We start from the raw sequence: 12,138 nt of genomic DNA, 5'->3' as shown, positions 1-12,138 counted from the left end.
TTACATACTCTTCCTTTCTGCAATCTCTGCCATTTTTGCTTCATTCAAACGGGTGTCTCCCTTTACTCTGGAATATGAAAGGTAACCATTCATGCGGTCAATTTTTGTAAGGTTATGACTACCGCATTTCGGGCAAACATCCATTTCCAACTCTTGATGGCCACAGTCGTCGCAGTAGGCCAAGGAAAGATTTACGCCTTCGTAGAATCCAAGGTCCATTGCACGGCGAATTAAGGAGCGGATGGCATCTAAGTTATAGTCAATAGGGTACTTTACGTATTGAATTTTGCCACCGTTTGATAAGTCCCAAAAACGTTTTTCCAAGTCCTGCTTTTGAATAGGTGTCAAATTTTCTGTTACATGGCAATGGAAGCTATTGCTTACATAAGGTCTATCGGATACATTTTCAATAACACCATACTTTTTACGGAACTGGGTTACCTGCAAGCCACAAAGGCTTTCCGCTGGGGTTCCATAAATTGCGTATAGGTTACCATCTTCCTCTTTGAACTGAGAAATTTTTTCGTTTATATGGGCCAAAGTATCAATTGCAAACTGGCCGTCTTCTACTAAGGATTTGCCGTTGTGCAACGCTTGTAACTCATTCAAGGCAGTAATGCCGAAGGATGCAGTTGCAGTTTTTAAAAGAGGTTTAATCTTATCGTGTATTTTTAGGTGGCCACCATAGAAACCACCTTCGCAGTAAGCCAAGGGGTTGGTGGATGCACGCATTTCACCAAGGTATGCATAGGTACGAATATGGAGGTTGCGAATGAGCTCCAAATAATAATCTAAAACTTCATAGAAAGGCTTGCTTTCTTGTTTTGCTTTGGCATAAATCATTGGTAGATGCAAGCTGACAGCCCCAATATTAAAACGGCCTACAAAAACAGGCTTGTCCTGCTCATCGGCAGGCTTCATGCCACCACGTTCGTACCAAGGGGAAAGAAATGCCCGGCATCCCATAGGGCTGATGATTGCACCATATCTTTTGTACATATCTGCTACATACCCTTCACCCGTTAGACTTAACCAATCAGGGTACATACTTTTTGAGGAGCAAAGAATACCTGCTTCAAAAACATCTTCTAAAGATTTACCTTTGCCATGAAGATTTTCATCATAGAGGAATACCAGCTTCGGGAAAAGCACAGGTTTTTTACAATTCTTTTTGCCTTGCCCTTTACGACGTACATTCAGCATTGTAATGGATGCCAGTTTCGCAAACTTACCGGTGCCTGTACCAAAGGTCATGGTGATAAATGGGTAGTCACCACGACTGGAGGCAACGGTGTTAAACTTATATTCCCACCCCTGAAAGCCCTGTTCAAAGTCGTTTAGAATATCTGCCATGGCTTCTTGATCTGCCGCTTTTGGAGTAAGGCCCATATTGATATAACGATGATAGAACTTCTCATAACTTTTTTCTGCGTAGGGCTCTAATAACAAGTCGACAGAGGGAACGGTAAACCCGCCATATTGCTGACTTGCTGCAGAAAGAACAATATCGCCAATGACGTCAAAGGCAACATTTAAAGTTTTTGGTTCGTTATACCATAGGTTACCCATTTCAAATCCATCTTTCAAAACAGTTTTCACATCAAAAAGGCAGCAGTTCATGGTATCTCTGCGGGCAGACATATCGTGAACATAAATATACCCATCACGGCAAGCTTGCAGCTCTTCCGTGGTCATAAAAAATTTTTGATACAATTCTTTATTCAATTGATTGAAAACCAAACTACGCTTTGTAGAAACCAAAGCACTATCGGTGTTACTGTTTTCCTTATCTCCGATATACATAATTGATTGGCTCTTTTTGTAAACCTCATCTAACATTTTTACGAAGTCCTGTTTATAATTGCGATAGTCACGATAACTTTTTGCAACTTCAGGCTTTACCTGCTCTAAGGCTGACTCAACGATATTATGCATCTCGGAAATAGGAATTCCCTCTTTACCCAGTGAATTTGCTTTATCTTCCACATATTTGCATACAAAATCCAACTCATCCTGGGTGAACTTTACCAAAGCGCGATAGGCAGACTTATTTACAGCTACCACTACTTTTTGAATATTCCAAGGTTCATTTGTATTATCTTTCTTAATTACATACATAGACTGTTTCCTCCTTTATAGACAAAGAATTGTATTGGAAAGGGAGAAATCCTCCCCTTTGGGTTCGTTGACTATAAATCTACCATATATTGTACTTAAATGCAATAAAAAATAAAAAAATAACAACATGTTGTTTTTATTCCTTTTTGTAGAGAGCCTGATTTATGGCGTTTTTCCACCCGGCATACTTTATTTCTGCAGTTTCTTTTGTTACTTGGGGGGAAAAGGCGAAGGCGACTTGCCAATTTCTTCTAATTTCTGTTATATTTTTCCAGTAGCCTACGGCAAGCCCAGCCAAATAAGCAGCCCCAAGGGCTGTGGTTTCTAGGGTGGATGGGCACATTACAGGAACACCTGTTATATCCGATTGAAACTGAAGCAAAAAGGAATTAGCCGCGGCTCCGCCATCAACTCGAAGTTCTGCCAGAGGGATACCTGCATCCTGCTCCATGGCATGAAGCACATCATAGGTCTGGTACGCCATGGATTCAACGACGGCACGAACGATATGTGACCGATTTGCTCCCCTAGTTAAACCTGTTAAAATCCCTCTTGCATAGGGATCCCAATGGGGTGCACCTAAACCTGTAAAGGCCGGAACCAGATATACACCGCAGGTGTCTTCCACAGAGCGGCAAAGTTCTTCTGTTTCTGCCGCAGAGGAAATCATTTTCAATTCATCCCTTAACCACTGGATTGCTGCACCGGCAACAAAAACTGAGCCTTCTAGAGCATAGGTGATTCTATTGTCTAAACCCCAAGCAATTGTGGTGAGTAGGCCATTTTTGGAAGTGACAGGGATATCGCCTGTATTCATAAGAAGAAAACAGCCTGTACCATAGGTGTTTTTTGCCGCTCCTGGTGAAAAACACGCTTGGCCAAACAATGCAGCCTGCTGGTCACCGGCAACGCCTGAAATTGGGATGGAAGAGCCCAAAAGAGCAGGGATGGAGTATCCCAAAACTCCTGAAGATGGAACGACCTTTGGCAAGATGCTTATGGGGATTTCTAATAATTCTAAAATGTCGGTGTCCCATTTAAGGGTATGAATATTAAACAGCATGGTGCGGGATGCATTAGAATAGTCTGTTGCATGGACCTGGCCCCCCGTAAGGTTCCAAATTAGCCAAGTGTCGATGGTGCCAAAAAGTAGATTGCCTTTTGCGGCTAATTCTTTTGCACCTTTTACGTTGTCGAGGACCCACTTTATTTTTGTAGCTGAAAAATATGCATCGATAGGCAGTCCTGTCTTTTTTTGGAAGAAGCTTGTATAACCTTGTTCTTTTAATTCATCGCAAAAAGAGGCGGTACGACGGCACTGCCAGACAATGCCATTACATAAAGGGCGACCATTGCGCTTGTCCCAAAGGATAGTGGTTTCTCTTTGATTTGTAATGCCAATGGCACTGATATCTTCTGCAGAAATTCCCTTTTTCTCAATGACCTCTCTAGCCGTTTCCAGCTGTGTTTGCCAGAGTTCTAAGGGATCATGCTCCACCCACCCTTGATGAGGGTAAAATTGAGTAAATTCTTTTTGGGCAGTACAAAGGGCTTGACCCAGTTGGTTAAATAAAATAGAGCGAGAGCTAGTTGTGCCTTGGTCTAAAGAAAGGATATATTTCATGGTGAAAGCCTCCTTTGTGATAGAAAAACCCCGTCCCCAAAAAGTAGGGGCACAGGGTTATATTTGCTAATATTACATATAGGGATTTGATCTTCTTTCAATTCCTAAAGTAGTTGCAGGACCATGACCAGGGTATACAGTATAATCCCCAGGGAGGTCTCTAAGTAGCTTTAAAGAGCGCAAAATAGTAGCCCAGTCTCCCGTAGCTAAATCTGTTCTGCCACAAGAGCCTTGAAACAAAGTATCACCTGAAAAAATATTATCTTCTAAGATATAACAGAGGCTACCTTCTGTGTGACCTGGTGTAAACATAACCTGAAAGTTCATGGTACCCACGGTTACAGTGCTACCGTCCGATGCAAGCTCATCAGGGATGATGGTGATTGCGCCACCACAATATAAGGAACAGTTAATTGCAGGATCTGTTAGAACCCGCATTTCGTCTTTGCCAGCAATAACCTTACAGCCATACTTTTCCTTGACCATTTCAACGGCGCCGATATGGTCATAGTGGCCATGGGTTAGTAAGATATGGGTTGGTGTTAAATTTTTTTCTGCAATATAGGAAAACACTGGTCTGGGATCGCCATCGCAGTCGATGATTGCAGCATTGCCTGCATCGTCGGAAACGACATAACAGTTTGTCCCAATGGATCCCATTGGAAGAGTTTTGATTGTCATTAAGAAACCTCCTTTATCATTAGGTTGTGCTCATCAAAATATACCTTTATAGATTATAGCAGAACAAACTAGGTTCGCCAAGAAGAAATAACGGGGAAACATAACAAACAATTGGGCTGGCGGAAGGGAATTATTGGGACAATCGAATTTCTTAGAATTTCGGGTGTATAAGATAAATGGTTGGGGTGATGTGTTCTAGTATGAGTTGGAAACTGGATCAAAAAAGGTGCTACAAAAAAGTAGCACCTTCTAAATTTGAGTACGTATGTAAATCTTATTTACTTTGTAGATATTCGTCGATGGCAGCGGCAGCTTTTTTACCAGCGCCCATTGCTAGGATAACTGTTGCTGCACCTGTAACGGCATCACCGCCAGCATATACACCTTCTCTTGTGGTTTGATTTGTTTCTTCGTTTACAACCAAGCAACCTTTGCGGTTTGTATCTAAACCCTTTGTTGTGCTTCTGATAAGAGGGTTGGGGGAGGTGCCGATTGACATAACTACGGTATCAACATCGATTACGTAGTTTGAGCCTTCAACTTCAACGGGGCGTCTTCTGCCGCTAGCGTCGGGCTCGCCCAATTCCATTTTGAGGCATTCGATGCCCTTTACCTGGCCACTTCCGTTGTTCAAAATTTGAACTGGGTTACGTAGCAGGTGGAATTCAATACCTTCTTCTTTTGCGTGATGCACTTCTTCCAAACGGGCAGGCATTTCTGCTTCAGAACGACGATACACGATGTAAACGTGTTCTGCACCAAGGCGTTTTGCACATCTTGCGGCATCCATTGCTACGTTACCGCCGCCTACAACAGCAACAGATTTGCTTGCGCGGATTGGTGTATCGTAATCAGACTGATAAGCTTTCATTAAGTTGATTCTTGTTAAATATTCATTGGCGGAGTAAACACCAACCAGTGCTTCCCCAGGAATTCCCATAAAGGATGGCAAACCTGCACCTGTGCCGATGAATACGGCATCAAATCCCATATCATCGATGATTTCATCAACAGAAAGAACTTTACCGATAACCATATTAGTCATGAATTTAACACCCAGAGAAGCCAGAGTATCAATTTCTTTTTGTACAATACCTTTTGGCAGACGGAACTCGGGAATACCATAAACCAAAACACCGCCTGCTTTGTGGAAAGCCTCAAAAACAGTTACGTCATAGCCTGCTTTTGCTAAATCCCCTGCACATGCAAGGCTAGAGGGGCCAGAGCCAACAACCGCAACTTTTTTGCCATTAGATTCGGGTTTTTCGGGGGTTTCGTCACAGTTAGCCATATACCAATCGGCAACAAAACGTTCCAAACGTCCGATTGCAACGGCTTCCCCCTTAATACCACGCACGCACTTTGCTTCGCACTGGCTTTCCTGAGGACAGACACGACCGCATACAGCAGGCAAAGCATTGGTGGAAGTAATTACTTTATATGCTGCCAAGAAATCGCCTTTTGCAACTTCAGCAATGAACTCAGGAATACGCACGTTTACAGGGCAACCCTCTACGCAGGGTTTATGCTTGCAGTTAAGGCAACGAGTGGCTTCTTCCACTGCCATTTCAGCGGTATAGCCCAAAGAAACTTCTTCAAAGTTTTTATTTCTGATATCAGGTGCCTGTTCGGGCATTTTGATTTTTTCTAAACTCATATTAGCCATGACACATTATCCTCCTTTAGTGAATTAAATCCTTAGCCAATTTATCCATACGACAAGCATGGTCTTTGGTGAGCTCCGCTTCTCTTGACTTATAAATGGAGTTACGGTTCATTAATTCATCAAAATCCACCAGGTGGCCGTCAAAGTCAGGGCCATCAACACAAGCAAATTTGATTTCCCCACCTACTGTAACACGACAGCCGCCACACATACCTGTACCGTCAATCATAATAGGATTTAAGCTGACAATCGTATGTATACCAAAGGGTTTTGTCGTCAAGCTAACAAATTTCATCATGGGGATAGGTCCGATGGCAATTACCGTATCATATTGATTGCCTGCTTCGATGAGGGATTTTAATTTGTCAGTAACAAAGCCTTTTTCCCCCTGGGTTCCATCATCGGTCATAAGATAATAATTTGTAGATACGGCCTTCATTTCATCTTCCAGGATTACAATATCTTTGTTACGGAAGCCAGCAATTACATCGACTTCTACACCTAGAGCATGGAGAGCTTTGGCTTGGGGATATGCAATGGCACAACCTACGCCACCACCTACAACAGCTACCTTTTTCATGCCTTCATATTCAGTTGCTACACCCAAAGGACCTACAAAGTCAGAGATGGTATCTCCAATTTCCTTTGCTGCAAGGAGGTTTGTAGAAAGCCCTACTTTTTGGAAAATTATTGTTATAGTTCCCTTTTCTCTATCATAATCTGCGATAGTTAGGGGAACCCTTTCACTATATTCATCTACTCGAAAGATAATGAACTGACCTGCTTGAGCTTTTTTTGCCACAAAGGGAGCTTCAATCTCCAAAAGGGTAACAGCACTGTTGAGCTCTCTTTTATTAACAATTCGAAACATGAGGCAAACTTCCTTTCTCTTCTTAGTTTTATCGCTTTCATTTAGCGGTAGTTTTTGATAGAATTATCATATCACAAAACTTAATGGGACAAAAGCATTAAAATGCTGTTTTTATCGGCCATTATGGACATGAAGTTTATTGGTTTTTTAGGCGTACAAGCATATTTTTTTTTCAGGATATTAGATAGGAGGCTTTTTTTGGATACGAACTATACTTTAGATAATTTGATAGCAATCATAAAAAGATTACGTGGTGAGGGCGGTTGTCCGTGGGACAGAGTGCAAACCCATGAGTCTTTAAGGGAAGCAATGCTGGAAGAGGCGTATGAAACTGTAGACGCCATTGAAAGGAAGGATATTGAAAACCTAAAGGAAGAATTGGGCGATGTCTTAATGCAGGTGGTGTTTCATGCAGAGCTTGCAGCAGAAGCTGGAAAATTCACAATGGAGGACGTGATTGGTGGAATTTGCAAAAAAATGGTATATCGTCATCCCCATGTTTTTGGGAGCACTAAGGCGGATACTGCCGATGAGGTTTTGTTAAATTGGGAGGCGTTAAAGAAACAAGAAAAGCAGATTTCCACTCAAAGTGAAGCTATGAAGCAGATTACAATGGCGCTGCCAGCCTTAACCCGAGCCAAAAAGGTGCAAAAGAAGGCGGCCAGCGTAGGATTTGATTTTTATGAAGCTGGTGGTGCTATGGATAAGGTTCGGGAAGAGTTAGACGAGTTGACAGAGGCTATAGAACAGGGTTTAGGCACGGAAGAAGAGGAATTTGGAGATATTTTGTTTGCAATGGTGAATATATCTCGCTTTTTAAAAATAAATCCGGAGTTTGCCTTGACAAAAGCCACTAAAAAGTTTATAAATAGATTTGAGTATGTTGAGAATTCAGCCCTTTCAGAGGGAAAGAAGCTTTCTGAAATGACTCTGGAAGAAATGGATTTGCTCTGGGATGAAGCGAAAGGGAAGACTTTATCTGATTGAAATCCAAATAACTTAATGAACTATATTGAGGAGGAATTTATAATGAACAAATCTGATTTGGTAGCGGCTATCGCGGAAAAGGCAGAAATGAGTAAAAAGGATGCTGAAAAGGCTCTTAAAGCATTTGAAGATGTAGTAACAGAAGAACTTGCAAACAACGGAAAGGTTCAGTTGGTAGGTTTTGGTACATTTGATGTTGCAGAAAGAGCAGCTCGCGAAGGCAGAAACCCTCAGACAGGTATGGCTATGCCTATTCCTGCTTCCAAAGCTCCCAGATTCAAAGCCGGCAAAGCTCTCAAGGATGCAATTAACAAATAATTTTTGTTTGCCGATAACGCGCCTTTCGTTTGAAGGGCGCTTTATATTTTTTATAGATAAGAATTATTTGTGTTATGGCAAAGGATAGATCGTTTTTGTATAAAGTGCTTGCAGTTATTTGTGATTGGTTCGGAATAAAACAGGGAATATATTTTAATAGAGTTAAGTGAAAGGGATTTCCAAGAAAGTTTTGTCGAATCATGTAAAAAGAAAAAACATGCCAAATGGTTATGTTTATATAATTATATAATAAGGTAGAAACTGATCATTAGAATAAAATAAGGAGGGCGTTCTATGCGGATTGATAAATTTTTAAAAGTCTCACGTGTTATAAAACGTAGAACAATCGCCAATGAAGCTTGTGATGCAGGGCGAGTTATGTTAAATGGAAAAGTGGTAAAAGCTGGGGCAGAAGTAAAGATTGGAGATATAATTGAGATCCAATTCGGGAGTAATACAACTAAAGTGGAAGTGTTGAGCTTGAAAGAGTCCCCACGAAAAGAAGATGCAGCTTCCATGTATCGTTCTGTTTGATTGCATTATGAATTTTTTGGAGTAGGGCTGGCTTCTTTTACTGGAGGACAAACGTAAGTATAAAAAAGAAATAGGACGTAAGATTCATTGAAAATAAAATGAACCCATAGATTGATGGTAGATACACCTTTTGGCTAGTGCGAAAGGTGTTTTTTTGTGGAGTCTAAAAGCCCTGTTACGGACATATATTATTAGCAGACAATAAAATGCGGGAGGCGGGTCTTATGGCAGACGAAAAAAAACGAAGCAGACATACAGTATCCATGGAAGAGAGGGAGCGCATTCGCATGGGTGGTGTTTTAGAAGTTTTGTCTTTTGATGAGGAGGGAGTCATGTTAGAAACAGATTGTGGATTAATGATGCTAAAAGGCACAGGGCTACATATGGGCAAATTGGATCTGGATGCAGGTGAGGTAACAATTGAGGGATTATTTGATAGCATTACTTACTCTGACGGATCTTTGTCGGATAAACATTCTTTTTTAGGAAAGTTGTTTCGATAAAAAGGGGAGATTGTAATGATTTTATCTTTGCAGGGGCAAGCACAGCTTTTTTTACTAACTGTGTTATTGGGAGGAGCCTTAGGCTTGGTCTATGACTGCCTAAGGGTTTTCCGCCATATTATCCCTCACAAACGCCTTTGGATACAGGTGGAGGACGGAATATTTTGGATTGGCGCTATTTTTTTTGTATTTGCAGTAATGCTTGGAGCTAATGCAGGGGAAATACGCTTTTTTACCATACTTGGAATGTTTGGGGGGATGGGCCTTTATTATTTAACACTGAGTCATTTGGTGATTGCGGTTAGTGACAAAGTAATTTATGTTGTGAAAAAAATTCTATTCCTGTTATTTACTATCGTAATGACACCCTTTCGGTTGGTTTATCTTGTTATACGTAGACCACTAAGGAAAGCTGGCTTTTTTTGCGTTAGGATAAAGAAAAAAGTATTGCATTCCTGTAGTTTTTATGCAAAAATTAGATTAAACGCAATACGCAGAGATTGGCGCATAGCAGTTAGGAAGAAACAGAAAAGTGGTGACAAACCGAATGGGCAAAGGAATAAAACAAAAAGGCGAGCAAGGCGGGAGAAGGCCAAAAAAGACACGAAGGATGGATAAAATATTTATTCGCGTGTTTTTAAGTGTTTTTATTTGTGCCGTGGGGGTTGGTGTAGTGAGCCAAGCAAAGGCTTACGATCAGATTAAGCAGGAACGAATGGAGATTGCATCCCAAATAAAACAAGAGCAGGAAAAACAGCTTGAATTTGAAAAACGTAAGGAATATTATAACAGTGATAGTTACATAGAACAGATTGCAAGAGAACAGTTAGGCATGGTAAAGCCCAATGAAGTTTTATACATAAATAGAGGGCAATAAACAATAAAAAGCAAAATATTGAAGGAAAAAGGCTTGACAACCATTGGAGGAATGGGTATAATCAAATGGTCGATTTGAGGCGGAGTAGCTCAGTTGGCTAGAGCATGCGGTTCATACCCGCAGTGTCGGGGGTTCAAATCCCTCCTCCGCTATTTTCCTTTTTTCGGCCCGTTGGTCAAGAGGTTAAGACGCGGCCCTCTCACGGCTGAAACAAGGGTTCGATTCCCTTACGGGTCATTTAAATTTTATATTATTTTGTTTAAGCATGGAAGTTTAGCTCAGCTGGGAGAGCATCTGCCTTACAAGCAGAGGGTCACAGGTTCGAGCCCTGTAACTTCCATTCTTTTTTTTGTTCACAAAAGATCACAGTTTCACAGAATTGTATCGATGCAATATAGTTAATTGTACCCCTACAATATAGGCTTTGCACCCCTGTATATCTAGCTACCACGGCCGACGTATGGTAATCTTTTATCAACAGATAGGAGGGTGTGATACACAATGAAAATGACAACAAAAGAGTTATGTATTCAAGGATTATTAGTAGCGTTAGTTGCCGTCAGTACCATGGTATTCCAGATTCCCGTTTCAGCTACCCAAGGTTATATTCATTTAGGCGATAGCATGATATTGCTGATAAGTGTATTTTTTGGTGGGAAGTATGGTATGGTTGCCGGGGGTGTAGGATCTGCTTTGGCGGATGTTTTAAGCGGTTATGCCCACTGGGCACCATTTACATTTATCATTAAAGGTATTATGGGGTATGTCATTGGCAGGGTTGCTTCATTTTCCGGGAAAAATGATAAATTTTTTACTTACCGTAATATGATTGGTTCGATTTTAGGTGTAATCTGGATGGTATTTGGATATTTTATTGGAGGCGGGATTTTAAAAAGTAGCTTTGCTGTTGCAGCAGTATCTATCCCAGAAAATTTATTGCAAGGTTTTGCTGGTTTTGTAATTTTTGTTGTAGTGGGAGTTGCGTTCCATCGGGCGAAAATATATAAGTATGTCTTATCTCGTTGATGCTGTATAAGAGGTTAATTTTCATCGTTATTATATGTTAAGGGTTTTAAGAGTCTGCTGTTTGGTTTTGCAAACGGTAGACTTTTTTTATTCCAAATGAAGATAGGTAAATGAACAGATTTGTTATGGTAAGAACAGTAATTTGTGCCCCTCATGTATGAAAACAATTATTTGTATGAATTAGAAAGTCCAGAAATCATAAAAAACATAGTGTACTTTTCTGAAAATTGGTCATAAAATAAAGGAATGGTGTGGAGCAAGCTTTTTGTTTGTTGACCGAAGTAAAAGCCTGTGTTATAGTAGCTCCACCAAAGGCTTATAAAAGCCTAAGTGAAAGATGGGAGGAAAGAGTTTTGGAAATGATAACAATTTTATTGATTGCGGTTAGTCTGGCTATGGATGCCTTTGCTGTTTCTATTTCTAATGGGGTTTCGGTGAGAGGATTTGGTAAGAAGGATGCAATTAGACAGGCTGCTTTTTTTGGAGGGTTCCAATTTTTAATGCCGGTAATTGGCTGGGTATTAGGCAGTAGCGTGAAGACCTACATAGAGGCGGTTGATCACTGGATTGCTTTTATTTTATTACTCATCATTGGTGGAAATATGATTCGGGAGAGCTTAAAGGGTGATGATGACGCAGGCAAGGCGGGGGGGAGCCTCACAAATAAGATGCTGTTTTTCCAAGCGGTGGCTACAAGCATTGATGCGTTAGCGGTAGGTATAAGCTTTGCCATATTGGACGTAAATATTATTCAGGCCGGTGTTATCATTGGTATTGTTTCTTTTACAGTTTCTTGCCTGGGTGCTTGGGCTGGCAAGTATTTGGGAGATAGGTTGCAGTCCAAAGCAGAAATTTTGGGGGGAATTGTGCTGATTCTAATTGGAACAAAAATTTTGTTGGAGCATATATATTTGGGGGGGTAATTTAGGAACT

At 40.9% G+C, this 12,138-nt stretch carries 13 protein-coding genes and 3 tRNA genes; 11 read left to right on the top strand and 5 right to left on the bottom strand.

All coding sequences use genetic code 11. From position 1 onward, the window contains the following. From nrdD to ABVZ64_RS03655, 5 genes are all read right to left on the bottom strand, one after another. Window positions 1-2,118 carry an anaerobic ribonucleoside-triphosphate reductase gene (gene nrdD / locus ABVZ64_RS03675; RefSeq protein WP_352399707.1) on the bottom strand — a complete coding sequence of 706 codons (2,118 nt, stop codon included), beginning with the start codon at window positions 2,116-2,118 and terminating at the stop codon, window positions 1-3. A 136-nt stretch (window positions 2,119-2,254) separates the two neighbouring features. Continuing rightward, on the bottom strand, window positions 2,255-3,742 hold the full coding sequence (glpK, locus tag ABVZ64_RS03670) for a glycerol kinase GlpK (RefSeq protein ID WP_352399706.1): 1,488 nt from the start codon (window positions 3,740-3,742) through the stop codon (window positions 2,255-2,257). 72 nt (window positions 3,743-3,814) lie between these two features. Continuing rightward, window positions 3,815-4,423 (bottom strand): MBL fold metallo-hydrolase, encoded by a 609-nt coding sequence (locus ABVZ64_RS03665; RefSeq protein WP_352399705.1) that lies wholly within the window; start codon window positions 4,421-4,423, stop codon window positions 3,815-3,817. 274 nt (window positions 4,424-4,697) lie between these two features. Next, the gene (gene gltA, locus ABVZ64_RS03660; RefSeq protein WP_352399704.1) at window positions 4,698-6,089 is read right to left on the bottom strand and encodes an NADPH-dependent glutamate synthase; all 1,392 of its coding nucleotides are present in this window, start codon (window positions 6,087-6,089) and stop codon (window positions 4,698-4,700) included. 16 nt (window positions 6,090-6,105) lie between these two features. After that, on the bottom strand, window positions 6,106-6,960 hold the full coding sequence (locus tag ABVZ64_RS03655) for a sulfide/dihydroorotate dehydrogenase-like FAD/NAD-binding protein (protein ID WP_352399703.1): 855 nt from the start codon (window positions 6,958-6,960) through the stop codon (window positions 6,106-6,108). Window positions 6,961-7,158: 198 nt separating this feature from the next. Between ABVZ64_RS03655 and mazG the strand changes: the two genes are divergently transcribed. The 11 genes from mazG to ABVZ64_RS03600 all read left to right on the top strand — a co-directional run bounded on the left by mazG (window position 7,159) and on the right by ABVZ64_RS03600 (window position 12,128). Continuing rightward, complete coding sequence (mazG, locus tag ABVZ64_RS03650) at window positions 7,159-7,947, top strand: nucleoside triphosphate pyrophosphohydrolase (protein ID WP_352399702.1); 789 nt, start codon at window positions 7,159-7,161, stop codon at window positions 7,945-7,947. A 42-nt stretch (window positions 7,948-7,989) separates the two neighbouring features. Next, the gene (gene hbs, locus ABVZ64_RS03645; RefSeq protein WP_313528484.1) at window positions 7,990-8,265 is read left to right on the top strand and encodes a non-specific DNA-binding protein Hbs; all 276 of its coding nucleotides are present in this window, start codon (window positions 7,990-7,992) and stop codon (window positions 8,263-8,265) included. Between the two features lie 294 nt (window positions 8,266-8,559). Then, the gene (locus ABVZ64_RS03640; protein WP_352399701.1) at window positions 8,560-8,799 is read left to right on the top strand and encodes an RNA-binding S4 domain-containing protein; all 240 of its coding nucleotides are present in this window, start codon (window positions 8,560-8,562) and stop codon (window positions 8,797-8,799) included. Window positions 8,800-9,023: 224 nt separating this feature from the next. Beyond that, entirely contained in the window at window positions 9,024-9,302 is a 279-nt protein-coding gene (gene yabP / locus ABVZ64_RS03635) for a sporulation protein YabP (protein ID WP_352399700.1), read from the top strand. A gap of 15 nt (window positions 9,303-9,317) precedes the next feature. After that, on the top strand, window positions 9,318-9,920 hold the full coding sequence (gene yabQ, locus ABVZ64_RS03630) for a spore cortex biosynthesis protein YabQ (RefSeq protein ID WP_352399699.1): 603 nt from the start codon (window positions 9,318-9,320) through the stop codon (window positions 9,918-9,920). Next, window positions 9,913-10,179, top strand: coding sequence for an FtsB family cell division protein (locus ABVZ64_RS03625; RefSeq protein WP_352399698.1), 267 nt, complete (start codon window positions 9,913-9,915; stop codon window positions 10,177-10,179). Before yabQ ends, ABVZ64_RS03625 begins: the two co-directional genes overlap by 8 nt. Before the next feature lie 78 nt (window positions 10,180-10,257). Then, window positions 10,258-10,331, top strand: a tRNA-Met gene (locus tag ABVZ64_RS03620). Between the two features lie 13 nt (window positions 10,332-10,344). After that, a tRNA-Glu gene (locus tag ABVZ64_RS03615) sits at window positions 10,345-10,416 on the top strand. Window positions 10,417-10,446: 30 nt separating this feature from the next. Beyond that, window positions 10,447-10,519: transfer RNA gene (locus tag ABVZ64_RS03610), tRNA-Val, on the top strand. A gap of 161 nt (window positions 10,520-10,680) precedes the next feature. After that, window positions 10,681-11,205 (top strand): ECF transporter S component, encoded by a 525-nt coding sequence (locus ABVZ64_RS03605; protein ID WP_352399697.1) that lies wholly within the window; start codon window positions 10,681-10,683, stop codon window positions 11,203-11,205. A gap of 359 nt (window positions 11,206-11,564) precedes the next feature. Continuing rightward, window positions 11,565-12,128: a manganese efflux pump MntP gene (locus ABVZ64_RS03600; protein WP_352399952.1), complete on the top strand. Its 564-nt coding sequence runs from the start codon at window positions 11,565-11,567 to the stop codon at window positions 12,126-12,128. The last annotated feature ends 10 nt before the right edge of the window (window positions 12,129-12,138 follow it).

It is taken from the genome of Anaerotignum sp. (genome assembly GCF_040307045.1).
Classification (GTDB): Bacteria; Bacillota; Clostridia; order Lachnospirales; family Anaerotignaceae; genus Chakrabartyella.
Note: the sequence above shows the minus strand (reverse complement) of the source record. Positions and strands in the feature narration are given on the sequence as shown.

Excerpts from the sequence above, each read along its gene's own strand:
- nrdD (WP_352399707.1), bottom strand. The coding sequence starts at position 2,118 with ATGTATGTAATTAAGAAAGATAATACAAATGAACCTTGGAATATTCAA.
- glpK (WP_352399706.1), bottom strand. The coding sequence starts at position 3,742 with ATGAAATATATCCTTTCTTTAGACCAAGGCACAACTAGCTCTCGCTCT.
- ABVZ64_RS03665 (WP_352399705.1), bottom strand. The coding sequence starts at position 4,423 with ATGACAATCAAAACTCTTCCAATGGGATCCATTGGGACAAACTGTTAT.
- gltA (WP_352399704.1), bottom strand. The coding sequence starts at position 6,089 with ATGGCTAATATGAGTTTAGAAAAAATCAAAATGCCCGAACAGGCACCT.
- ABVZ64_RS03655 (WP_352399703.1), bottom strand. The coding sequence starts at position 6,960 with ATGTTTCGAATTGTTAATAAAAGAGAGCTCAACAGTGCTGTTACCCTT.
- hbs (WP_313528484.1), top strand. The coding sequence starts at position 7,990 with ATGAACAAATCTGATTTGGTAGCGGCTATCGCGGAAAAGGCAGAAATG.
- ABVZ64_RS03640 (WP_352399701.1), top strand. The coding sequence starts at position 8,560 with ATGCGGATTGATAAATTTTTAAAAGTCTCACGTGTTATAAAACGTAGA.
- yabP (WP_352399700.1), top strand. The coding sequence starts at position 9,024 with ATGGCAGACGAAAAAAAACGAAGCAGACATACAGTATCCATGGAAGAG.
- yabQ (WP_352399699.1), top strand. The coding sequence starts at position 9,318 with ATGATTTTATCTTTGCAGGGGCAAGCACAGCTTTTTTTACTAACTGTG.
- ABVZ64_RS03625 (WP_352399698.1), top strand. The coding sequence starts at position 9,913 with ATGGATAAAATATTTATTCGCGTGTTTTTAAGTGTTTTTATTTGTGCC.
- ABVZ64_RS03605 (WP_352399697.1), top strand. The coding sequence starts at position 10,681 with ATGAAAATGACAACAAAAGAGTTATGTATTCAAGGATTATTAGTAGCG.
- ABVZ64_RS03600 (WP_352399952.1), top strand. The coding sequence starts at position 11,565 with ATGATAACAATTTTATTGATTGCGGTTAGTCTGGCTATGGATGCCTTT.